Annotated in this window: 20 protein-coding genes; 4 read left to right on the top strand and 16 right to left on the bottom strand. The window is 66.2% G+C overall.

Annotated elements, in window-relative coordinates; all coding sequences use genetic code 11:
- Positions 1–40: 40 nt before the first annotated feature.
- From J7I84_RS04425 to dxr, 4 genes are all read right to left on the bottom strand, one after another.
- Positions 41–598 carry a hypothetical protein gene (locus J7I84_RS04425; RefSeq protein ID WP_214941073.1) on the bottom strand — a complete coding sequence of 186 codons (558 nt, stop codon included), beginning with the start codon at positions 596–598 and terminating at the stop codon, positions 41–43.
- Positions 595–1,371 carry a MarR family transcriptional regulator gene (locus tag J7I84_RS04420; RefSeq protein ID WP_251046027.1) on the bottom strand — a complete coding sequence of 259 codons (777 nt, stop codon included), beginning with the start codon at positions 1,369–1,371 and terminating at the stop codon, positions 595–597. Before J7I84_RS04420 ends, J7I84_RS04425 begins: the two co-directional genes overlap by 4 nt.
- A 78-nt stretch (positions 1,372–1,449) precedes the next feature.
- A complete protein-coding gene (locus J7I84_RS04415) occupies positions 1,450–2,781 on the bottom strand; it encodes an RIP metalloprotease (RefSeq protein WP_214941070.1) in 1,332 nt (443 codons plus the stop codon).
- 17 nt (positions 2,782–2,798) lie between these two features.
- Positions 2,799–3,983 carry a 1-deoxy-D-xylulose-5-phosphate reductoisomerase gene (gene dxr, locus J7I84_RS04410; protein ID WP_214941068.1) on the bottom strand — a complete coding sequence of 395 codons (1,185 nt, stop codon included), beginning with the start codon at positions 3,981–3,983 and terminating at the stop codon, positions 2,799–2,801.
- A 111-nt stretch (positions 3,984–4,094) separates the two neighbouring features.
- Here dxr and J7I84_RS04405 point away from each other — a divergent pair, with 111 nt between their 5' ends.
- Positions 4,095–5,564: a lipase maturation factor family protein gene (locus J7I84_RS04405; RefSeq protein WP_214941065.1), complete on the top strand. Its 1,470-nt coding sequence runs from the start codon at positions 4,095–4,097 to the stop codon at positions 5,562–5,564.
- On the opposite strand, the gene J7I84_RS04400 is transcribed toward J7I84_RS04405, so the two are convergent.
- From J7I84_RS04400 to J7I84_RS04370, 7 genes are read right to left on the bottom strand one after another with little or no spacing between them, the layout of a single operon-like run.
- Positions 5,565–6,404, bottom strand: a complete 840-nt coding sequence (locus J7I84_RS04400; protein WP_214941062.1) for a CoA ester lyase — start codon at positions 6,402–6,404, stop codon at positions 5,565–5,567.
- 4 nt (positions 6,405–6,408) lie between these two features.
- Complete coding sequence (locus J7I84_RS04395; RefSeq protein WP_214941059.1) at positions 6,409–6,960, bottom strand: MaoC family dehydratase; 552 nt, start codon at positions 6,958–6,960, stop codon at positions 6,409–6,411.
- Positions 6,957–7,739: a CoA transferase subunit B gene (locus tag J7I84_RS04390; RefSeq protein WP_251046026.1), complete on the bottom strand. Its 783-nt coding sequence runs from the start codon at positions 7,737–7,739 to the stop codon at positions 6,957–6,959. Before J7I84_RS04390 ends, J7I84_RS04395 begins: the two co-directional genes overlap by 4 nt.
- On the bottom strand, positions 7,736–8,500 hold the full coding sequence (locus J7I84_RS04385; protein WP_214941056.1) for a CoA transferase subunit A: 765 nt from the start codon (positions 8,498–8,500) through the stop codon (positions 7,736–7,738). The genes J7I84_RS04390 and J7I84_RS04385 overlap by 4 nt, the downstream gene beginning before the upstream one ends.
- Positions 8,501–8,520: 20 nt before the next feature.
- Positions 8,521–9,684, bottom strand: coding sequence for an acyl-CoA dehydrogenase family protein (locus J7I84_RS04380; RefSeq protein ID WP_214941053.1), 1,164 nt, complete (start codon positions 9,682–9,684; stop codon positions 8,521–8,523).
- A 2-nt stretch (positions 9,685–9,686) separates the two neighbouring features.
- Positions 9,687–11,903 carry a biotin carboxylase N-terminal domain-containing protein gene (locus J7I84_RS04375; protein ID WP_214941050.1) on the bottom strand — a complete coding sequence of 739 codons (2,217 nt, stop codon included), beginning with the start codon at positions 11,901–11,903 and terminating at the stop codon, positions 9,687–9,689.
- 7 nt (positions 11,904–11,910) lie between these two features.
- Positions 11,911–13,518 carry a carboxyl transferase domain-containing protein gene (locus tag J7I84_RS04370; RefSeq protein WP_214941047.1) on the bottom strand — a complete coding sequence of 536 codons (1,608 nt, stop codon included), beginning with the start codon at positions 13,516–13,518 and terminating at the stop codon, positions 11,911–11,913.
- Between the two features lie 146 nt (positions 13,519–13,664).
- Between J7I84_RS04370 and J7I84_RS04365 the strand changes: the two genes are divergently transcribed.
- Positions 13,665–14,342: a TetR/AcrR family transcriptional regulator gene (locus J7I84_RS04365; RefSeq protein WP_214941044.1), complete on the top strand. Its 678-nt coding sequence runs from the start codon at positions 13,665–13,667 to the stop codon at positions 14,340–14,342.
- On the opposite strand, the gene J7I84_RS04360 is transcribed toward J7I84_RS04365, so the two are convergent.
- Genes J7I84_RS04360 through pdhA form a run of 3 tightly spaced genes read right to left on the bottom strand, consistent with a single transcriptional unit; the run spans position 14,329 to position 17,911 of the window.
- Positions 14,329–15,723 carry a dihydrolipoamide acetyltransferase family protein gene (locus tag J7I84_RS04360; RefSeq protein WP_214941042.1) on the bottom strand — a complete coding sequence of 465 codons (1,395 nt, stop codon included), beginning with the start codon at positions 15,721–15,723 and terminating at the stop codon, positions 14,329–14,331. The genes J7I84_RS04365 and J7I84_RS04360 overlap by 14 nt on opposite strands.
- Before the next feature lie 8 nt (positions 15,724–15,731).
- On the bottom strand, positions 15,732–16,742 hold the full coding sequence (locus J7I84_RS04355; RefSeq protein WP_214941038.1) for an alpha-ketoacid dehydrogenase subunit beta: 1,011 nt from the start codon (positions 16,740–16,742) through the stop codon (positions 15,732–15,734).
- Positions 16,742–17,911, bottom strand: coding sequence for a pyruvate dehydrogenase (acetyl-transferring) E1 component subunit alpha (gene pdhA / locus J7I84_RS04350; protein WP_214941035.1), 1,170 nt, complete (start codon positions 17,909–17,911; stop codon positions 16,742–16,744). Before pdhA ends, J7I84_RS04355 begins: the two co-directional genes overlap by 1 nt.
- A 193-nt stretch (positions 17,912–18,104) precedes the next feature.
- Here pdhA and J7I84_RS04345 point away from each other — a divergent pair, with 193 nt between their 5' ends.
- Together J7I84_RS04345 and J7I84_RS04340 are read left to right on the top strand one after the other, a co-directional pair.
- Positions 18,105–18,578 (top strand): Lrp/AsnC family transcriptional regulator, encoded by a 474-nt coding sequence (locus J7I84_RS04345; protein ID WP_214941032.1) that lies wholly within the window; start codon positions 18,105–18,107, stop codon positions 18,576–18,578.
- 145 nt (positions 18,579–18,723) lie between these two features.
- The gene (locus J7I84_RS04340) at positions 18,724–19,287 is read left to right on the top strand and encodes a hypothetical protein (RefSeq protein ID WP_251046025.1); all 564 of its coding nucleotides are present in this window, start codon (positions 18,724–18,726) and stop codon (positions 19,285–19,287) included.
- Between the two features lie 84 nt (positions 19,288–19,371).
- On the opposite strand, the gene J7I84_RS04335 is transcribed toward J7I84_RS04340, so the two are convergent.
- Positions 19,372–20,988 (bottom strand): cation acetate symporter, encoded by a 1,617-nt coding sequence (locus J7I84_RS04335; RefSeq protein WP_214941029.1) that lies wholly within the window; start codon positions 20,986–20,988, stop codon positions 19,372–19,374.
- Entirely contained in the window at positions 20,985–21,365 is a 381-nt protein-coding gene (locus J7I84_RS04330; RefSeq protein ID WP_214941026.1) for a DUF485 domain-containing protein, read from the bottom strand. Before J7I84_RS04330 ends, J7I84_RS04335 begins: the two co-directional genes overlap by 4 nt.
- Positions 21,366–21,584 lie beyond the last annotated feature (219 nt).

Raw genomic sequence — 21,584 nt, 5'->3', positions numbered from 1 at the left:
ATATCGCCTGGCTCATTTCGGCATGGCGCGTGGGTAGGACTCAGTGCAGGAAGAGGACCTTGACCGCGGCAGCAGTTCCGGCCGCCCAGAGCATTGAGGTAAGGGTGCCGATGATGAAGCGTTCAGCGGCAACCGGCGTCTCCTTCAGCTCCGCGAACCTGCCCAGGCCCTTGATGGCCACGATGTAGGCGATGGCCACAGGCTGGCCGGTGAGGATGGCAAGGCACACCCCCAGCCGCTCCAGTACGCCTATGATGGCACCGCCGCGCAGGATGCGCTGGCTGGGAAGAGCAGGTCCGGCCGCGGGCCCGTTCGACGCCCGCTGGCCGGGACGGGCGGTCAGCTCACTGTCCACCGCTTGGTTGCCCGCGTCTGCGGCTGGGACTGCACCCCCGTCCGGTCCTCCAAGTCCGGAAGGAGAATTGTCCACAGTGATGTCAGCGGATGGGTCCTCTTCCGCCCTAAGGGCCTCCTCCGCCGCCTTGGCGGCATCCGCCTTGTCATCGATGGTCCGGGCGAGCTTGAACACCAGGGCCGTGACGGGCCAGCCGGCAAAGCCCGCCACCACCATGGCCAGTGCCACCCAAAGTGCGGTCACGTGTCTCCCTCAATCCTGTCCGCCGGCTCTTCCCGGGCCGAAACATCCTCCTGGGCATGTACATTCTGGTGAGCCGCCGCATCCTCCCGGGGTTGGCCAACCCGCGAGTCGGCCAAACCAAGAAGCATGGACGCGGCCGGCCGGGCTGCCCATTCCTCCTGCCATCCGGAGCGAAACACGGTACGGCTCACCGACTGCTCCGAGATTCCGAGTTCAAGCGCCACATGCTTCTGGCTTCCGTGCCGGCCCGGGCTTTTGCCAGGCACAGCCTGGCGGCGCAGGGCATCCACCACCCGCCATTGGGCTTCGGTGCGGTCCTGGACAAGCCGGCCGAGCAACCTGAGCACGGCCTCCGCATTGGCACATGCCTGCACTCCTTCCCCCGCAGTGACGCCCCTGGCTGCTTCTCCTGCCATCATGCCGGGCACCACCGACAACGGCACTTGGGAACCGGCGGCCTTGGCAAGCTCAACTGCCTTACGGGCAGCAACGAAGGCGGTTCCGGTCCCCTCCCGGGGGCTGGCATGTGGCGGCAGGGATACGCTTCCGACGCCGATCCCGACGTACCAGTGTCCGCCGCGGAGCGCGTGCAGGGCAATCTCCACCACAGCGGGAGCATCCCGCACCACCCCTTGGATTTCATCTCCTACGGAACGTTCGAAGACGGGCTGTTCCGCTCCAGCAAGTTCAAGGTGGGCAATCTGGGCGAGCAGGGCCGGGACGCGGTCCTGGTTGCCGGTGCTTCCGCGTTGGTCAATGGTCATGACGAACATTTCTCAACCATAGCCAGTTGAGTTCGGTCAATCAATCAGATTTGGCTAATTTTCCAAATTCAGCCGGTCCCGGATGAATCAGCCGAAGAGGTTGACCGGTTTAACAATGTCCGCGTAGATCAGCAGCGCGCTCATGCCCATCAACAGCGCCGCGACCACGTAGGTGACGGGAAGCAGTTTGGCGATGTCGAAGGCCCCGGGATCCGGCCGTCCGCGCAGCTTTGCCACCCTCCTCCGTGCACCCTCATACAGCGCACCTGCAACGTGGCCGCCGTCCAGCGGCAGGAGCGGTACCAGGTTGAAGACCGCAAGTGCGAAGTTCAGGCCGGCCAGCAGGCCAACGAGGGTTGCCACCCGGGACTGCAGCGGTACGGCCTCCATGGCTGCCACCTCGCCGGCCACCCTGCCGACGCCTACCACGCTGATGGGGCCGTTGGGGTCGCGTGGCTCTTCGCTGAACGCGGCCTTTGCCACCCCCACCACACGGGCGGGGAGGTTGAAGACGACGCCGGCCACCTGGCGGATGTTCTCCCCCGCCATGGGCAGGACGGACGACGCCGGCTGGGGCACCAGCGCCGTCTGCGCGCCGATGCCAAGGAACCCGACGTCCTGGTATTGAAGGTTGCCGGCGGCGTCGGTGGCCTGCCGACCATCGGCTCCCATCACTGGCCGGGCCGACAGGACGGGGGTCACGGTGGTGGACACCGGGCTGCCGTCGCGCTGGACCGTAATGGCAACTTCCTTGCCGGCGGACGCGCGGATCCATTCCGTCAGCTGGTCCCACCTGGTCACGGGCTTGCCGTCGAAGGAGGTGATGGTGTCGTTGGGCTTCAGTCCGGCCGCAGCCGCGGGCGTCAGCTGGCAGTCGGCGGAGTTGGGATCGACGGTTCGTCCCGCGGCTACCTGGCATTTCGACACGTCGGAAATGGTGGTGGTGGCCGTGGCAACACCGAAACCCATCAGGAGCACGGCAGTGAGCAGCACGCCAAGGATCATGTTCATGGCCGGGCCGCCCAGCATCACGATGACCTTTTTCCACACCGGCAGCCGGTAGAAGACCCGGTTGTCGTCGCCGGGCCCTACTTCCTCGTGGGCCATGGAACGGGCCTCGGTGGCCAGGGTCTGGAACATGCCGGTGCTGGAAGGCCGGACCGAGCCGTCCTCCTTGTTGGGCGGGTACATGCCGATCATGGAGACGTAGCCGCCCAGCGGTACGGCCTTTACGCCGTATTCGGTTTCGCCCTTCCGGCGTGACCACAGGGTGGGCCCGAACCCGATCATGTACTTGGTGACGCGGACCTTGAAGAGCTTCGCGGGCACCAGGTGCCCCACTTCGTGGAGCGCGATGGACACGGCGATGCCAAGAGCGACGAAGACGACGCCGAGGATGAAAAGTAGGACAGGGGTCATGGAGGTGCTGCTGCTTCCTAGAGACTGCTGACTGCTAAACGTTCGTGGGCGCGGGCGCGTGCCCAGCTTTCAGCATCCAGCACGGATTCCACCGTCAGCCCGGAGGAACCTGAGTGTTCGCTGAGCACGCTGTCCACGGTATCGACAATGTCGGTGAACCGGATGCGGCCGGCATGGAACGCCGTGACCGCCTCCTCGTTGGCCGCATTGAAGACCGCGGGGAAGGTGCTCCCCTGTTTCGCGGCGTCCTTGGCCAGCGCGACGGCGGGGAAGGCTTCCGTGTCCAGCGGTTCGAAGGTCCACGTGGCGGCCTGGGTCCAGTCGCATGGGCTGGCGGCGTTGGGCACGCGGCCCGGCCAGCCAAGCCCCAGGGCGATGGGCAGGCGCATGTCCGGCGGGGAGGCCTGGGCGATGGTGGAGCCGTCCACGAACTGGACCATGGAATGGACCACGGACTGGGGATGCACCACCACCTCGATCCGGTCCAGCGGAATATCGAACAACAGGTGCGCCTCGATGACCTCCAGGCCCTTGTTCACCAGGGTGGCCGAGTTGGTGGTAACCATCATGCCCATGTCCCAGGTGGGATGGGCCAGGGCCTCCTGCGGGGTGACACCGTGGAGTTCCTCCCGGGTCCTTCCGCGGAACGGACCCCCTGAAGCCGTGAGGATGAGCTTGTCCACTTCACTGGCCGTGCCGGAGCGCAGGCACTGGGCAATGGCGGAGTGTTCCGAGTCCACCGGTACGATTTGGCCTTCCTTGGCCGCGGCCTTGACCAGGCTCCCGCCCACGATCAGTGACTCCTTGTTGGCGAGGGCCAGGGTGGCGCCGGACTTGAGTGCGGCGAGCGTTGGGGCCAGGCCGATGGACCCGGTGATGCCGTTGAGCACAACGTCCGCTTCGATGGCGGCGATCCGTGCGGAAGCATCGGGTCCGGCCACGATCTCCGGCCGGTACTCCGGGCGGCCTGCCGCGGCGGCGGCTTCGCGGATCAGCGACTCCAGCCGCCCAGGGTCTCCCCCGGCAATTCCCACGGCCGCGGCGCGCGTATGGACCGCCTGCCGGGCCAGGAGTTCCAAATTGCCGCCCCCGGCGCTCAGTGCCACCACCTCAAAAAGGTGCGGGGCGCCGTCGACGACGTCAATCGCCTGGGTGCCGATGGAACCGGTGGATCCGAGGAGGACGATTCTGCGTGGCTGCATTGGTTAAGTATCCCGCACCCTTCGGGGGCCGCCGCGCCGCCGTCCGGCCCCGGCACCGCTGACCTCCCGCTGCGCCTTGACCCCCGGACGGCCGGGCGTAACGTGGACTGCGTGGACTGGCTCGCGTGGCTTGATGCGCCGGAGTACGAATTCGCCCGGCAGGTGCTGCAACGGGGCGTGGCGGCGCTGTATTTCGTTGCGTTCCTGTCCACGCTGAACCAGTTTCCCGCACTGCTCGGCGAGCGCGGCCTGCTGCCGGTGCCGGAGTTCCTGGCCGCCTTCACCCGGTTTCGCCGCCCCACACTGTTCCGGTGGCGCTACTCCGACGGGCTGCTGCGCGGGCTCTGCGCGGCCGGCTTGGCGGTATCGGCGCTGCTCGTGGCAGGTGTCCCCCAGATGGGTCCGCCCTGGATTCCGCTGATTGCGTTCCTGGCCCTGTGGCTGCTGTACATGTCCATCGTGAATGTGGGCCAGACGTTTTACGGGTTTGGCTGGGAGATGCTGCTCCTGGAGGCAGGCTTTACCGTTGGTTTCCTCGGCTCGAACCAGACGGAGCCGCCCCGTACCGTCCTGATCCTGATCGTGTGGCTGGTATTCCGGCTGGAGTTCGGTGCGGGGATGATCAAGATCCGCGGCGGCAGCGAGTGGCGGGACCTGACGGCGCTGTATTACCACCACGAGACCCAGCCCATGCCCGGACCGCTCAGCCGGCAGGCGCACCTCCTGCCCAAGCCGCTGCACCGGATCGAGGTGGTGGGCAACCACATCGCCCAGCTGGTGGTGCCGTTCCTGCTGTTCGCGCCCCAGCCCGTGGCCGGCGTCGCGGCGGGAGTGGTGGTGGTGACCCAGCTTTGGCTGGTGGCCAGCGGAAACTTCGCCTGGCTGAACTGGATGGCAATCGTGCTGGCGTTCGCGGCGGTCAGCGATCCTGTGGCGCATGCCGTGATACCTGCCATCCCTGCCGACTGGAATGCCGCCACGGGCGCCCGGCCGGAAACCCCGTTGTGGTGGCTCGCCATCACCCTGGCGGCATCAGTTCTGCTGGTGGTGCTCAGCTACTGGCCGCTGCGGAACCTGTTCTCCCGCCGGCAGCTGATGAATGCCAGCTTCAACCGGTGGCAGCTGGTCAACGCCTACGGCGCGTTCGGCACGGTGACCAAGCAGCGCATCGAGATCGTGGTGCAGGGCACACTGGACGAGGACCCGGACGGCGGTGCGGACTGGCGGGAATACGGCTTCAAGGGCAAGCCCGGCGAGCTGCGGCGGATCCCGCGGCAGTGGGCCCCGTACCACCTGCGGCTGGACTGGCTGATGTGGTTCCTGCCACTGCGGACCGTGCACGAGGAATGGTTCTACGCGTTCCTGGGCAAGCTCCTGGCGGCCGACCGGCAGATGCTGCGGCTGCTCCGGCATGACCCGTTCGACGGCGCCGCGCCGCGCTGGGTGCGCGTGCGCAGTTTCCATTACCGCTTCGCCAGCCGGAAAGAGTTTCGGGAGACAGGGAACCGCTGGGTGCGGACGCTTCTGTCCGAGCCGATCCCGGCCACATCCCTGCGCCGGCCGAAGGGCCGGCAGCGGTAACTATGCGTCCACGGCGGCGCGGCGGACTATCTCCTGGGCGTGCTTGAGGATGGGGCCGTCAATCATCTTCCCCTGGTACTTGAATACTCCCGACCCTGCCGACGCTGCAGCATCGAGCAGGGCACGGGCCGCAGCGACCTCGTCATCCGAAGGTGCGTAGGCCTTGCGGACCACGGCTGCTTGGCTGGGATGGATGCAGGCCTTGGAACTGAAGCCGGAGGCCACGGCGTCGGCCGCTTCAACGGCGAGTCCGTCGAGGTCGGGGATGTTGACATACACGGCGTCCACCGCTTCCTTGCCGTAGGCGCGCGCTGCCAGCAGTACTGATGAGCGGGCATGCAGCGCCACTGCCCGGTAGCCGCCGTCGTCCTTCCGGCTTGACGTCCCTCCCAAGGAGGCCAGCAGGTCCTCGGCCCCCCACATCAGTCCCACTACGTTGGGGGCAGCGGCAATGGCCGGGGCGTTGAGCACTCCTACGGCTGTTTCGCACAGCGCGATCACCTGGTAGCCATCCAGCGCCTTGAGCTGTTCGACCGATTCAGCCTTGGCCAGCATCACGGTCCGGTAGGGCGTATGGGCCAGGCAGTGCAGGTCCTTCTCGAAGTCATCGGTACCAACGGGGTTGACCCTGACAATGGTGCAGCTGGGTTCCAGCTCCGGTTCCACGCCTGTGGTGCCCAGCTGGGCGAGGATCGCCCCACGGGCCCGCTGTTTGTCCCCCGGCGCCACCGCGTCTTCAAGGTCAAGGATCACGGCGTCTGCCCGGGCAGCGGCCTTCTGGTAACGCTCCGGACGGTCGGCGGGGCAGAAGAGCAAGGCGGGGCCCATCACAAAAGTCATATTGCTATTCTCCGATGTTTTGGCTGCCCTGCGCGTCCAGGTGCGCCTGCCGGGTCCACATCAGGCAGCTGCGGGTGGCACGGGCCACCACCGTTTCGTCCTGGTTCCGGCCGGTGTGTTCCATCGTCACGATTCCCTGGCCCGGGCGCGAGGCCGACAGCCGCTTGCCGGTGATGACCGTCTCCGTGTAAAGCGTGTCCCCGTGATAGAGCGGGTGCGGGAAAGAAACGTCCGTCAGGCCCAGCTGGGCGATGATGGTCCCTTGAGTCAGCTGCGTGACGGACTGGCCAACCATAGTGGCCAGGGTGAACATGGAGTTCATTAGCCGCTGCCCAAAAGGCTGCCCGGCACTCCAGGCCGCGTCCAGGTGCAGCGCCTGGGTGTTCATGGTCAGCGTGCTGAACAGCACGTTGTCAGTTTCCGTCACCGTCCTGCCGGGGCGGTGGGCGTAAACAACGCCATCCTCCAGTTCGTCGAAGTACAGCCCGCGCTGCTCGACAACGCGCCGGCCGCCGCCGTCCGCTGGGTCGAGGCCCGTAGCGTTGTTGCCGGTCATACGGTAAGTTCCCGGTCTTCCTCGAACAGGTCGGCTCCGGTGGCGGCCACCACGTCTTCGACGGAGACGTTGGGGGCCAGTTCCCGCAGGACCAGCCGCGGCGTGCCCCCATCTTTGACGACGTCGATAACCGCCAAGTCTGTGATGATCCGGTCCACGCAGCCCTTGCCGGTCAGCGGCAGCGAGCATTGCTGGACGATCTTGGGATTGCCGTTGCGGTCAACGTGCTCCATCATCACGATCACCCGTTTGGCACCGAACACCAGGTCCATGGCCCCGCCCATTCCCTTGACCATCTTTCCCGGGATCATCCAGTTGGCCAGGTCACCGTTGACGGCCACCTCCATGGCGCCCAGCACGGCGAGGTCCACGTGGCCGCCCCGGATCATGCCGAAGGACGTTGCGGAGTCGAAAAAGGCCGCTCCCCTGTTGACGGTCACGGTTTCCTTGCCGGCGTTGATCAGGTCCGGGTCCAGGGCGTCTTCAGCGGGGTAGGGCCCGACGCCGAGGATTCCGTTCTCGGAGTGCAGCACCACTTCCACCCCTGCCGGGATGTAGTTGGGAATCAGGGTTGGCATACCGATGCCAAGGTTCACGTACTGGCCGTTGCGCAGTTCCCTGGCCACCCGGGCGGCCAGTTCGTTGCGGTTCCACCCTTTTGTTTCCGCGGCGGACGTCGAATCGCCGGGGCCGGCGTGCTGTTGGGAACGCGCGCGCCGGTACTCGGGGCGTACGGCTTCCGGGCGCGGAGCCTCAGGGAAGTTGGGATCCATGGTCATGCTCCTGCCTGGTGGAGTGCCACCGTCCGCTTTTCGATCCGCTTCTCCCCGTTCTGCGCCAGGACCACCCGCTGGACGAAGATACCGGGGGTATGGATGTGTTCGGGGTCCAGTTCGCCCGGTTCCACGAGTTCCTCCACCTCGGCGATGGTGATCCTGCCGGCCATGGCGCACAGCGGGTTGAAGTTCATGGCCGTCGCGTGGAACACCAGGTTGCCGTGCCGGTCGCCCTTCCATGCGTGCACCAGCCCAAAGTCCGGTGTGAGCGATTCTTCCAGGACGTAATCCACCCCTCCGAAGGAACGCACTTCCTTCGGAGCCGAGGCAACCGCGATCCCGCCGTTGGCGTCGTACTTCTGCGGGAGGCCGCCGTCGGACACCTGCGTGCCAACCCCCGCCTTGGTGTAGAACGCCGGGATCCCAGCCCCACCGGCCCGCAGTTTTTCTGCCAGCGTGCCCTGCGGGGTGAGCACCACCTCGAGCTCGCCAGCAAGGTACTGGCGGGCGAACTCCTTGTTTTCGCCCACGTAAGAGCTGATGGTCCGGCGGATGCGGCCATCGCGGAGGAGGATGCCGAGCCCCCAGTCGTCCACGCCGCAGTTGTTGCTGACAGTCTCCAGGTTCGTGGTGCCTGCCCGGTGCAAAGCGTCGATCAGGGCTACTGGAATTCCGCAGAGCCCGAATCCGCCCACCGCGAGCGAGGCGCCGTCGGGGATGTCCGCGACGGCCTGGTCCGCACTGGCAACAACCTTGTCAATCATCTGTGATCCTTTCGGCCCGGCTAGAGTCCCAGTTCGCGGGCGATCAGCATCAGCTGGACCTCCGTGGTGCCTTCCCCCACTTCAAGGATCTTGGAGTCGCGGTAGTGGCGTGCCACGGTGAACTCGTTGATGAAGCCATAGCCGCCGAATACCTGGGTGGCATCCCGCGCGTTGTCCATGGCCGCCTCGCCTGCGACCATCTTAGCGATGGCCGCCTGGGTCTTGAACGGCTTACCGGCAAGCATCCGGGCGGCCGCGTCGTAGTAGGCCAGGCGGGCCGTGTGGGCCCGCGCTGCCATCCGCGCGATCTTGAAGGAGATGGCCTGGTACTTGCCGATTTCGTGGCCGAACGCCCGGCGCTCGCGGGCGTATTTGACGGACTGGTCGACGCAGCCCTGCGCGGCGCCGGTGGCCAGGGCAGCGATGGCAATCCGGCCCTCGTCCAGGATGGACAGGAAGTTGGCATAGCCGCGCCCCTCCGAGCCCAGCAGGTTTTCCTCCGGAACCCGGACGTCCTTCAGGGTCAGCGGGTGGGTGTCGGAGGCGTTCCACCCCACCTTGTTGTACGGCTTTTCCGCCTTGAAGCCGGGGGTGTCCGTGGGCACCAGGATGGTGGAGATTTCCTTTTTGATGCTGCCGTCTTCGCGTTCTGTCTGCCCGGTGACGGCCGTGACGGTAACCAGCCGGGTGATGTCCGTTCCGGAGTTGGTAATGAACTCCTTGTTGCCGTTGATCACCCACTGGCCGTCCTCACGCCGGGCATGCGTCTTGGTCCCGCCTGCGTCGGAGCCCGCTTCCGGCTCGGTCAGCCCGAACCCGGCGAGCGCCTGTCCCGAAGCCAGCACGGGCAGCCACTCCTGCTTCTGGGCGTCGGTGCCGAACCGGTACACCGGCATGGCGCCGAGGGACACGCCGGCCTCCAAGGTGATCGCGACCGATTGGTCCACGCGGCCGAGCTGTTCCAGGGCGAGCGCCAGGGCGAAGTAGTCCCCGCCCATGCCGCCGTATTCCTCCGGGAACGGCAGCCCGAACAGGCCCATCTCCGCCATCTGCTTCACCACTTCATAGGGGAAGCTGTGCTCTTCGTCGTGCTTTGCGGAGACCGGGGCCACCACGTTGTCCGCGAAGTCGCGCACGGTGTCGCTAAGGTCCTGGTATTCCTCGGTGAGTTCAAAACCGGTCATGGTCAGGCTCCTTCGCCTTGGTCGGCAGCTGTGTCTGTATCTGTGTCTGCGTCTTTGTCTGTGGAATCTGGTTCAACACCCGTGGGATGAGGGTGGATGGTGGCCAGGATTTGATCGGCCTTTACAAGGTCGCCGGTCCGGGCGGTCAGGTGGACCGTCCCCGCGAGGGGAGCAACGAGGTGGTGTTCCATCTTCATGGCCTCCACGGACACCAGGACCTCCCCGGCCTGGACCGAGTCCCCGTCGCTGACCGGGACGGCCACTACTGTCCCGGGCATCGGCGAGCGCACCTCGGGATCTGCGGCACCTTCCTGTCGCTGCACGGCTGCCAGCACCCGTTCCAGACGTGCTTCCCGGGTCAGGACCCGCAGGTTGCAGGACCAGCCGTCGTTACCCAGGAAGAAGGTGAGCGGCTGCCCGGGCGCTATGGCCACCTGGTACTCCAATGCCGCTCCGGCAAAGGTAAGGACTGCGCCACTGCCGTCCGCAACATGCAGCGATGCGGTCCGTTGCGGGCCGCCGTCCACAGCCACCGTTGCGGTGCCTCTACCCCTGGGACTGCCGCTGACCTGCACTGTTGCCACGCCGCCGTCGGGGGTTCCCAGGCTGATGCGGCGCGGTGCCGGTGTGCCGAGGCGCCAGCCGCTCCTGCCCTGCCAGGTTCCGCCCGCCGGGGCGGGGCAGTTCTGGGATTCCAAGCTGAGGGCGTACAGCGCGGCGGCCACGAGTTCGGCCTCGCCGGCGCGCCGGAATTCCAGTCCCGGCAGCTTCCGTTCGATCAGCCCGGTGTCCAGGCGCCCGGCGCGGACGTCGGGATCGTTGAGCAGGAGCCGCAGGTACTCGACGTTGGTCTCGATGCCCAGCGCGGTGTAGCCGGACAGTGCACCGTCCAGGGCTGCCAGGGCGGCTGCACGGTCCTCACCCCAGGCGATCACTTTGGAAATCATGGGATCATAATGCGCGGAGAGCTCCAGGCCTTGCACCAGGGAGGAGTCCACCCGGACGGGGCCGTGCGTACCCATCGGCAGCTCATCCAGCCGGAGCACAGTCCCTGTGGATGGGAGGAAGTTCTTCTCCGGCACCTCGGCGTAGACCCGGGCCTCTACCGCGTGGCCCGAAAGTTCGACGTCGGCCTGCCGGACGGTGAGCGCCTCACCGGCGGCGATCCGCACCTGCCATTCCACCAGGTCGATTCCGGTGACCATTTCCGTGACCGGGTGTTCCACCTGCAGCCGCGTGTTCATCTCCATGAAGAAGAACTCATCCGGCGCATCATCCGACACCAGGAATTCCACGGTTCCCGCCCCGGTGTAGTTCACGCTGCGGGCGGCATTGCAGGCGGCCTCACCGATCCGCGCACGGACTCCCGGACCGCTGGGGAGGCCCTCCAACAGCGGCGACGGGGCTTCTTCAATGACTTTTTGATGCCGCCGCTGGAGCGAGCATTCGCGTTCGCCCAGGTGGATGGCGTTGCCGTGGCCGTCGGCCAGCACCTGGACCTCGATGTGCCGCGGCGTGGTCACCAGGCGCTCCAGGAACAGGGTGTCATCACCAAACGCTGCGCTGGCCACGCGCCGGGCTGTGGCCAGTGCGGCAGGCAGGTCAGCCGGTTTTTCGACCACGTGCATGCCTTTTCCGCCGCCACCGGCGGACGGCTTGATCAGGAGCGGATAGCCGACGGCGGCAGCGGCCTCCATCAGGTCACTGTCCGTCATGCCAGGCCTGGCAATGCCGGGCACCACGGGCACGCCATACCCTGCCACGTGGTTCTTGGCGCGGATCTTGTCACCCATGACATTCAGTGCTTCCACGCCGGGACCAATGAACGTAATGCCGGCTTCGTCCAGGGCACGGGCAAAGTCCACGTTCTCGCTGAGGAAGCCGTAACCCGGATGGACGGCCTCGGCGCCGGACTGCCGGCAGGCCTCGAGGATGGCGTCGATGCTGAGGTAGCTTTCGGTTGCCGCTGCGGGACCGATGCGCACGGAAGTATCAGCTTCGCGCACGTGGCGGGCGCCGGCGTCGGCGTCGCTGTAGACGGCCACCGAACGGATTCCCAGGAGGCGCAGTGTGCGGATGACCCGGCACGCGATTTCACCGCGGTTGGCCACCAGCACGGTGCCGAAAAGGGGGCCGCCGGTCCTTGCGTTGCGGGACTCACTGGCGGTGGCGGTGTTGGGGGTGCTTTGCTGCTGGGCGGTGTTGGTCTGCAGGGTCATTGCTGGCTCACATCCGGAAGAGGCCGAAGGAGGTCTCCGGCAGGGGGGTGCGGGAGACGACATCGAGCGCCAGGCCCAGGACGGTGCGGGTATCGGCGGGGTCGATGACGCCGTCATCCCACAGCCTGGCGGTGGAGTAGTAGGGACTGCCCTGGTCCTCGTACTGCCGGCGGATGGGTGCCTTGAAGGCTTCCTCGTCGGCGGCCGTCCACTCCTCCCCCGCAGCTTCGTACTGGTCCCGCTTCACGGTGGCCAGCACACTGGCAGCCTGGTTGCCGCCCATCACCGAGATGCGGGCCGCGGGCCACATCCACAGGAACCGCGGCGAGTAGGCGCGGCCGCACATCGAGTAGTTTCCGGCGCCAAAGGAGCCGCCTATGACCACCGTGAGCTTGGGGACCCGGGCCGTGGCAACGGCGGTCACCATTTTGGCCCCGTTCTTGGCGATGCCGCCCTGCTCGGCGTCCCTGCCCACCATGAAGCCGGAGATGTTCTGCAGGAACAGCAGCGGGATGCCGCGCTGGTCGCACAATTCGATGAAGTGCGCCCCTTTGAGCGAGGACTCACTGAACAGCACTCCGTTGTTGGCCACGATCCCCACGGGGTGTCCGTCGATCCGGGCGAATCCCGTGACTAGGGTGGTGCCGTACTCCTTCTTGAACTCATGGAACCTGCTGCCGTCCACCAGCCGGGCGATGACCTCATGGACGTCGTAGGGCGCGTTGACGTCCGTGGGCACGGCGCCGTATAGCCCTTCCGGGCTGACGGCGGGTTCGACGGCGGGTTCCACCTGCCACGCGGGCTCGGCGGGAGGCGGCAGGGTGGCAACGATGTCCCTGATGATCTGAAGCGCATGTTCGTCGTTTTCGGCCAGGTGGTCCGTTACCCCGGAGACCCTGGAGTGCACCTCGCCCCCGCCCAGTTCCTCAGCGGTGACGATCTCCCCGATGGCTGCCTTCACCAGCGGCGGCCCGCCCAGGAAGATGGTGCCCTGGTTCCGGACGATGACGGTCTCATCGCTCATGGCGGGAACGTAGGCTCCCCCGGCCGTGCAGGACCCCATGACGGCAGCGATCTGGGGAATCTTGGCTGCCGAGAGGCGTGCCTGGTTGTAGAAGATCCGGCCAAAATGGTCCTTGTCCGGGAATACCTCGTCCTGTTTGGGCAGGAAGGCGCCGCCCGAATCCACCAGGTAGACGCAGGGCAGCCGATTCTCCAAGGCGATCTCCTGGGCGCGGAGGTGCTTCTTGACCGTCATGGGGTAATAGGTCCCGCCCTTGACGGTGGCGTCATTGGAGATAACCAGGACCTGCCGGCCGTGCACCAGGCCGATCCCTGCGCTGACTCCGGCGCCGGGTGCATCGTCGCCGTACATCCCGTTGGCCGCGAGGGGTGCGATTTCCAGGAACGGGCTCCCGTCATCCAGCAGCCGGTCGATCCGGTCCCGCGGCAGCAGTTTGCCCCGGGCCACGTGGCGGTCCCGCGACTTTTGGGGGCCGCCCAGTGCGGCATCCGCCAGCTTCTTCCGCAGCTCCCCGGCGAGCGACAACTGCTCTTCCCGGGTGGCGCGGAAGGCCTCGCTTGCCGGGTCGAGCCGGGTGGCCAGGGTCTCCATCGACGCTCCGTCCTTGTGTCGGTCCGGGCGGCCGCCAGGGCAACTCGGTTAGTGACTAATAACTGAGATTCACGTTAGTCTCGATTAACTGTGATGTCCAACACATCACCGCGTTGCTAGAATCTGGGTCGGCCCAAGGAGGAAAAGTGTCCAGCAATACAGCGCCGCCGGCCCTGCCCATCCAGGCCCCCACCACGCAGCGCGGCAAGGCCAAGGAGAACCGGCGGCAGGCGTTGCTCTCCGCTGCTGCCTCACTGTTCGCGGCCAACGGCTTCAACCGCGTTTCACTGGAGGACCTCGGAGCGGCAGCAGGCGTCAGCGGACCAGCTGTCTACCGGCACTTTCCGGGCAAGCAGGCAGTCCTGGCCGACCTTTTGGTCACAGTCAGCCAGGAACTGCTCGACGGCGGGCGTGAAGTTGTGGAGCGCACTTCCGACCCCCAGGCTGCACTGCGGCAGCTGGTGGAGTTCCAAGTGGATTTCGCCCTCGGCAAGCCCGAGGTGATCCGGGTGCAGGACCGTGACTTCACCAACCTGTCCGAGCAGGACCAGCTGGCCGTGCGTACACTCCAGCGCAGCTACGTGGAGGTGTGGGTGGATGTCCTGGCCAAGGTCCACCCCGCAATTGATCCTGCGGAGCTGCGGATGCGCGCCCACGCCACGTTCGGCCTCATTAATTCCACTCCGCACTCGGTCCGCAGCCACGGCAGGCGCATGGCAGCCGGCGTCGCCCGCCCCCTGCTGGAACGGATGGCGCTGGCCGCCCTGATGGTGGATGGCACCCCCGCCTCCCAGCCTGGGACGTCAACAGCTAAACCATGGTGAGCACCATGCCTGGCTCGGCCAGGATGGCTCCCACGTCCGCCAGGAACCGGGAACCCTGCTCCCCGTCCACCAGGCGGTGGTCGAAGGACAGGCTCAGGGTGAGCACCTGGCGCAGCGCCACCTCCCCCCGGTATTCCCACGGCATGGTGCGGACCGCGCCCAAGCCAAGGATCGCTGCCTCGCCCGGATTGAGGATGGGAGTGCCGGCGTCGATGCCGAAGACGCCGATGTTGGTGATGGAGATGGTGCCGCCTGCAAGATCGGCCGGCGTGGTCTTGCCCGCCCGGGCGGTTTCGGCGAGCGCCGTCAGCGCCTGGGCCAGCTGCCGGAGCGCCAAGGTCTCGGCATCCTTGATGTTGGGGACGGTGAGTCCCCGCGGCGTGGCGGCGGCGATGCCCAGGTTCACGTAATTGAAGGTGACGATCTCCTGGTTTTCTTCGTCCCAGCGGGAATTCAGTGCAGGGTTGCGGTGTAAGGCAACGAGCACGGCCTTGGCGGCGAGCGTCAGGGGCGTGAGCTTGATTCCGGCGAATTCCCTGCTGTTCTTGAGCCTGGCCAGCAGATCAAGGCTGGGGGTGACATCCACGGTGAGGAATTCCGTGGCATGCGGCGCGGTGAAGGCGCTGTGCACCATGGCGGCCGCGGTCAACTTGCGCACGCCCTTGATCGGGGTCCTGGTTTCCCTCTCCACCGCACCGGTTCCACCCGCAGGCGCTTGCCCTTCCATGGGTGGGGCGAGCTGTTCCGCCTGCCCGGCAAATTCCTGGACGTCTTCCCGCGTTATCAGCCCGCCGGGACCCGTGCCGCGGACCTGCACGAGGTCCACTCCCAGGTCCTTGGCCAGCTTGCGGACCGGAGGCGTGGACCGCGGGCGTTCCGCTGGTATGGTCCCAGCGGGCTTGCTTTCGACCGGTTCAACTGCCGTGGCTTGGCTTTCAACAGGCCTGGTTTCGACGCGCTCACCCACCGGGGCAAAGTTCCGCGGCCGTCGTGCCGGCCGCCCGGAACGCTCGACGACGGCGCCGTACCCCACCAGGTTCGGCTCCCTTTTCGGCAATTCCACCACCGGCTCCCGCGCCCCGGCAGCTAAGTCGCCGGCAGCCATGGCACCGGACGGCGTCGAAGGTGACGCGCCGGCGTCGTCCGCTACCTCGAACGAGACGATGGGCTTGCCCACCTCGACGACGGAACCGGGCTGTTCGTGGAGTTCCTTGATGACCCCGGCGAACGGCGACGGAAGCTCCACCACGGCCTTGGCGGTTTCCACTTCGGCGATGACCTGGTTGAGGCTGACGGTGTCCCCGACATCCACTTTCCAGCTGAGGATTTCAGACTCTGTGAGTCCCTCGCCCAGGTCCGGGAGCCGGAATTCCTTGATCATGGTGGCGCTCAACCTTCCAGTCCGCTCAGGGAGTTGGGGCGGCCCAGCGCGCGGTCCACGCCGTCCAGGATGCGGTCCAGGCCCGGCAGGTGGTGCATTTCCAGCTTCGAGTACGGGTAGGGGATGTCGAACCCGGTCACCCGCACCGGGGCAGCCTCCAGGTGGTAAAAGCACCGTTCGGTGATGCTGGCCGCCACTTCCGCGCCCAGGCCGCCGGACTGCGCAGCCTCATGCGTGATGACCAGGCGCCCGGTCTTCCGCACGGACGCCACCACCGGCTCATAATCCACGGGGGCCAGGGAACGGAGGTCAATGACTTCGATGGAGATGCCCTCGTCCGCTGCGGCGGAGGCGGCGTCCAGGGCGGTCTTGACCAGGGGCCCGTAGGCAACCAGGGTGACGTCATTGCCGTCGGTGAGTACCCGGGCTTTGTCCATGGGCGGTGCCGAAGCCGGATCTGCGGACTCGTCCACCTCGCCTTTGTCGTGGTAGCGGCGCTTGGGCTCGAAGTACAGGACGGGGTCGTCACAGGCAATGGCCTGCTGGATGACCGTGTACGCGTCCTGCGGGTTTGCAACGGTCACCACCCGCAGCCCCGAAGTATGGGTGAAGTAGGCTTCCGGGGACTCGGAGTGGTGTTCGGGTGAGCCGATGCCGCCGCCGAACGGGACCCTGATGGTGATGGGCATCCTGACGGCCCCGCCGGTGCGGTAGTGCAGCTTGGCCACCTGGCTGACGATCTGGTCGAACGCCGGGTAGATGAACCCGTCGAACTGGATTTCCACTACGGGCCGGTAGCCGCGGTAAGCCAGGCCGACGGCGGTCCCCACGATGGCGGACTCCGCCAGCGGGGTGTCCACCACCCTGTGCGTGCCGAAATCCTTTTGCAGGCCGTCCGTTACCCGGAAGACACCGCCCAGGGCGCCAATGTCCTCGCCGAGGAGAACCACCTTGGAGTCGTTTTCGAGCGACTTCCTCAGCCCGGCATTGATGGCGCGGGCAAAGGTCAACTGGGTCATCAGCGTGCACCTTCCTCTGAAACGGCTCCTGCGGGATCGCCGAAGGAGGCCAAATATCGTGCGTAATGGTCCTGCTGGCGTTCCAGCCAGGAGTTGGGCGTGCTGTAGACGTGCTTGAAGATGTCCATGGCCTGGGGCTCCGGCATGGTGGTGCAGCCGCGCCGCATCTGTGAAGCCACGGTGTCGGCTTTGTCCTTGACCTGCTGCTGCAGCTCGGCGGTCAGCAGTCCCTTCCGCTCCAGGAGGCCGGCCAGCCGGGAGATGGGATCCTTGGCGGCCCAGTCCTCCAGTTCGTTGGCGTCCCGGTAGCGGGTGGGATCATCGGCGGTGGTGTGCGGGCCCATGCGGTAACTCACGGCTTCGATGAAGGTGGGGCCGCCACCGCGCCGTGCCCGGTCCAGGGCCAGCCTGGTGGCGGCCATGACCGCCAGGACGTCGTTGCCGTCCACCCGCAGGCTCGGGATGCCAAAGCCGGAAGCCCTGTCCGCGAGCTGGATGTGCGACTGCAAACGCACGGGCTCGGAGATGGCCCAGTGGTTGTTGGTGCAGAAGAACACCACCGGGGCCTGGAAGCTGGCGGCGAACACCATGGCCTCGTTGACGTCGCCCTCGCTGGTGGCTCCGTCGCCAAAGTAGGTGACGGCCACGGCATCGGCGCCGTCGTTCTGGATGCCCATGGCGTAGCCCGTGGCGTGCAGGGTCTGGGCGCCAATGATGATCTGCGGCGTGGCCATGTTGATGCTGTACGGATCCCAGCCGCCTGAGGCGTTGCCGCGCCAGACCCGCAGGAGGTCCGTCAGGTCCACGCCGCGGCAGTAGGCCACGCCGTTCTCGCGGTAGCTGGAGAATACAAAGTCGTCCGCGCGCAGTGACCGTCCGGAGCCGATCTGGGCTGCCTCCTGGCCCAGGAGCGGGGGCCAGAGGGCCAGCTCACCCTGCCGCTGCAGGGCGGTGGCCTCGACGTCGATGCGCCGGATGACGGTCATGTCCTCAAAGAGGGAGCATAACTGGTCATCGGTGACGTCCCTGACCCAGAAATCGAACTCGGGATGGCTGATCCGTTCACCGGCCGGGGTAACCAGCTGGAGGAATTCCGGCCCGGTTTCTCCGGGGTTCCCTGCGCCTTGGGGGGTGTTTGCGCCGTCATGGCCCGTTTGGTCTGTAGACACGATTGCCGCAACCTTCGAACGTCGTTGACCTGTGGTTTCCGGGCTTTTGGCCCCTGCCGCCACCGGCCTTCCGGGCGTCATTGCCCCAGATACTGTGACCCTACTCACAATAACCAAGGGGTACAACCACTATCGCCGTTTCTGAGCAAAGTGCCCTGTCCGGCTCCCCGACACCGTGCTAGCGTTGCGCATTATGCGAGCTTTGGATGGCACTGACACCCGCCTGCTGTCGGCGTTGGCACAGGACCCGCGCCGGACCGTGGTGGCGCTCGCGCAGAAGCTGGGCCTGTCCCGAAATACCGTCCAGGCGCGCATGGCGCAGCTGGAGAAGAAGCACGTCTTCCTGTCCTTCGAGAGGCGCCTCAATCCGGTGGCACTGGGGTATCCGCTCATGGCATTCATCTCCGTCCACGTCCAGCAGCAGAAACTCGGGCGGCTGGCAGAGGAAATCGCCGCCATCCCGGAGGTCCTGGAGGGGTACGGGCTGACGGGATCGGCAGACCTGCTGCTGCGCGTGGTGGCCCGGGACGCCGAGGACCTTTTCCGCATCAACGGCAAGATCCTGGCGTGCGATGGCGTGGAGCGGGCAGATACGGCGCTTGCCATGGGCGAGTTGATCCCCTTCCGGGTGCAGCCCCTGCTGGACCGGGGCTCCGAAAGCAGCTAGCAGAGACACCCGGACCGGCTGTGCGACGTTGCAGGTACGACGCCGCCCGGCAGGGTTATAGGCTGGTTGCAGTGATGTGCCGGGCCGGGAAGGTCCGGGTCAGTTCGCCGGCGCCAGGGCGCCTGTTCGACCGAAAGGCTCCCCCTTGAGCAGTTCCAAGGATCTGAGCAGTCCCCACGATCCGTACCGGCAGGGCCAGGCGGATTTCCCGCCGCAGCCGTTGTCCCGGCTGGCGGAGCAGCCTGCTCCGTTCGGCCTCCCCGGGGAACCACCACTGGGCCGGGGCCGGCGGAAGCTGTGGATCGTCCTTGGCAGCATTGGTGGGGTGCTGCTCCTGGTGATCCTCGGCGTCGTGATCCTGGTCAATGTTGTGGGCAGTGCCACCAACCAGGCCAGGGGCCTTGCGGACGACTTCACCAAGAGGGTGATCGCCGGCGACTCTTCCGACGCCTACGACCAATACCTTGACCCGGCCCTGCAGAAGCAGCTTTCCAAGGAAGCATTCATCTCCGGGGTGCAGAGCCTGGAAATGGACAGCTCCTGCCAGCCCGCCTACAACGACCTCAAGGTCGCCACCGAGAACGGCGTGAAGTCGGCCGAGGTGGTGGGCCAGATCAGCTGCACCGGTAAGAAGGTTGACCTCGCCTACCGCTTCGAGGGCACCGACCAGCTGCGGATGACCAACATCAAACTGCGGCCTGCAGCCTGATTCTTGAGCAAGGGAAGAGCCCCCGCTCCGCAGAATGCGGAACGGGGGCTCTCTTGCGCCGTCAGGAACCCGCCGGGCTCCCTCCTAGTGGTCCACAGCCTTTTCGGCTCCAATCCCGGTGAGCGAACGGACTTCCATTTCGGCCTGCTTGGCCGGGTCCTCCCGCCTCTTGTCCAGGGTGGTGCCCAGCCAGCCAAGGAAGAACGCCAGCGGGATGGAAACGATGCCCGGGTTGCTGAGCGGGAAGAGGGCGAAGTTGGCCCCGGGGATCATGGAGGTCTTCAACCCCGAGACCACCGGTGAGAACACGATGAGCAGGATCGCGGAGGCCAGGCCGCCGTACATGCTCCACACAGCGCCCTGGGTGGTGAACTTCCGCCAGAACAGGGAGTAGATGATGGTGGGCAGGTTCGCCGATGCCGCGACGGCGAAGGCCAGTGCCACCAGGAAGGCCACGTTCTGGCCGTTGGCGAAGATGCCGCCAAGGATGGCCAGGATACCGATGACCACCACCGTCCGCCGGGCCACCCGGACTTCTGTGGCGGCGTCGGCCTTGCCCTTGGCGATGACGTTGGCGTAGATGTCGTGGGCGAAGGATGCTGCGGCGGTAATGGTCAGGCCTGCCACCACCGCCAGGATGGTGGCGAACGCCACCGCGGAGATGAAGCCGAGCAGCAGCGGGCCGCCCAGGTGGAAGGCCAGCAGCGGGGCCGCTGCATTGACGCCGCCGGGTGCGGACTTGATGGTGTCCGCCCCCACCAGGGCGGCTGCGCCGTAGCCCAGCACCAGGGTGAACAGGTAGAACAGGCCGATAAGCCAGATGGACCAGACCACGGACTTGCGTGCTTCCTTGGCCGTGGGGACGGTGTAGAAGCGCATCAGCACGTGCGGCAGGGCTGCCGTCCCCAGGACCAGCGCCAGGCCCAGCGACATGAAGTCCAGCTTGGAGGTTTCGCTCTTGCCGTACTGCAGGCCGGGGTTGAGGACCGCGGGGTTCTTGGCAGTCTCCACGGCGCCGCCCAGCAGGGCCGAAAGGTTGAAACCGTAGATGCCGAGGACCCAGAGCGTCATCACGGCGGCGCCGGCGATCAGCAGCATGGCCTTGATGATCTGGACCCAGGTGGTGCCCTTCATGCCGCCGATAAGGACATACATGATCATGAGGGCGCCGACGACGATGATCACCAGGGCTTGTCCGCCCCAGTCGCTGATGCCCAGCAGGAGGGAGATCAGGCTTCCTGCGCCGGCCATTTGGGCCAGCAGGTAGAAGAAGCAGACCGCCAGGGTGGAGATGGCTGCGGCGATCCGGACCGGCCGCTGCTTCAGCCGGAAGGACAGCACGTCCGCCATGGTGAATTTGCCGGTGTTGCGCAGCAGCTCAGCCACCAGCAGCAGCGCAACCAGCCAGGCCACCAGGAAGCCGATGGAGTACATGAACCCGTCGTAGCCGTTGATGGCGATGGCCCCGGTGATGCCCAGGAAGGATGCGGCCGACAGGTAGTCGCCGGCGATGGCGGTACCGTTCTGCGAGCCTGTAAACGAGCGCCCGGCGGCATAGTAGTCGGCGGCGGTCTTGTTGTTCCGGCTGGCGCGGAACACAATCACCATGGTCACGGCCACGAACAGGCCGAAGATGCCCATGTTCAAGAGGGTGGTGTCTTTGAGGGCGGCAACGTCCACCGCAGCAGGAATTGCGATCATTTGTTGGCTCCGCCCACTCGGTTTCCGTTCTTATCGAATTCGTGCCCCTCGATTTCGTGCCTGATCTCCGAGGCGATGGGGTCCAGCCGCTTGTTGGAGTAGTGCACGTACCAGCCGGTGATGGCGAACGTCGAGACGAACTGCAGCAGGCCCAGGATCAAGCCGATGTTGATGTTGCCCCAGACCTTGGTGGACATGAACTCCACCGCGTAGTCGGCGAGCAGCACATAGGCGAAGTACCACAGCAGGAAGGCCACTGCCATGGGGAAGACAAAGCTGCGGTGACGCTTGCGCAATTCCTGGAACTGCCCGGTTGACTGGACTTGCTCAAAGTCCACGGACGCCGCTGCGTCCGGAGTATGGGCCTCATTACCCATCGTTCCTCCTCATTGAGTTGCCGGAACACACCGGGCGGAAGGCCCTGAGCCAGAGGCGCTGGACAGTGACCTGGCCAGCAGCACCATGCAGGGGCACCGCAGATGTGACACCAATCACTTTGCCGTCCGTCCGCCGCCGTATTCCAGCACTTTGCCGCCCACTGTCGCTCAACGGTTGCGATGCTGCGGCAAACGGCACCCGCCGCTACGCTGGGCACC

Origin of the sequence: Arthrobacter sp. ISL-85, from assembly GCF_018613675.1 — a bacterium.
GTDB lineage: Bacteria > Actinomycetota > Actinomycetes > Actinomycetales > Micrococcaceae > Arthrobacter.
This window is presented reverse-complemented; position numbering and strand designations above follow the sequence as displayed.

Coding starts and splice junctions, on each gene's coding strand:
- J7I84_RS04420 (WP_251046027.1), bottom strand. CDS start 1,371: ATGTTCGTCATGACCATTGACCAACGCGGAAGCACCGGCAACCAGGAC.
- J7I84_RS04415 (WP_214941070.1), bottom strand. CDS start 2,781: ATGACCCCTGTCCTACTTTTCATCCTCGGCGTCGTCTTCGTCGCTCTT.
- dxr (WP_214941068.1), bottom strand. CDS start 3,983: ATGCAGCCACGCAGAATCGTCCTCCTCGGATCCACCGGTTCCATCGGC.
- J7I84_RS04400 (WP_214941062.1), bottom strand. CDS start 6,404: ATGACTTTTGTGATGGGCCCCGCCTTGCTCTTCTGCCCCGCCGACCGT.
- J7I84_RS04395 (WP_214941059.1), bottom strand. CDS start 6,960: ATGACCGGCAACAACGCTACGGGCCTCGACCCAGCGGACGGCGGCGGC.
- J7I84_RS04390 (WP_251046026.1), bottom strand. CDS start 7,739: ATGACCATGGATCCCAACTTCCCTGAGGCTCCGCGCCCGGAAGCCGTA.
- J7I84_RS04385 (WP_214941056.1), bottom strand. CDS start 8,500: ATGATTGACAAGGTTGTTGCCAGTGCGGACCAGGCCGTCGCGGACATC.
- J7I84_RS04380 (WP_214941053.1), bottom strand. CDS start 9,684: ATGACCGGTTTTGAACTCACCGAGGAATACCAGGACCTTAGCGACACC.
- J7I84_RS04375 (WP_214941050.1), bottom strand. CDS start 11,903: ATGACCCTGCAGACCAACACCGCCCAGCAGCAAAGCACCCCCAACACC.
- J7I84_RS04370 (WP_214941047.1), bottom strand. CDS start 13,518: ATGGAGACCCTGGCCACCCGGCTCGACCCGGCAAGCGAGGCCTTCCGC.
- J7I84_RS04360 (WP_214941042.1), bottom strand. CDS start 15,723: ATGATCAAGGAATTCCGGCTCCCGGACCTGGGCGAGGGACTCACAGAG.
- J7I84_RS04355 (WP_214941038.1), bottom strand. CDS start 16,742: ATGACCCAGTTGACCTTTGCCCGCGCCATCAATGCCGGGCTGAGGAAG.
- J7I84_RS04345 (WP_214941032.1), top strand. CDS start 18,105: ATGCGAGCTTTGGATGGCACTGACACCCGCCTGCTGTCGGCGTTGGCA.
- J7I84_RS04335 (WP_214941029.1), bottom strand. CDS start 20,988: ATGATCGCAATTCCTGCTGCGGTGGACGTTGCCGCCCTCAAAGACACC.
- J7I84_RS04330 (WP_214941026.1), bottom strand. CDS start 21,365: ATGGGTAATGAGGCCCATACTCCGGACGCAGCGGCGTCCGTGGACTTT.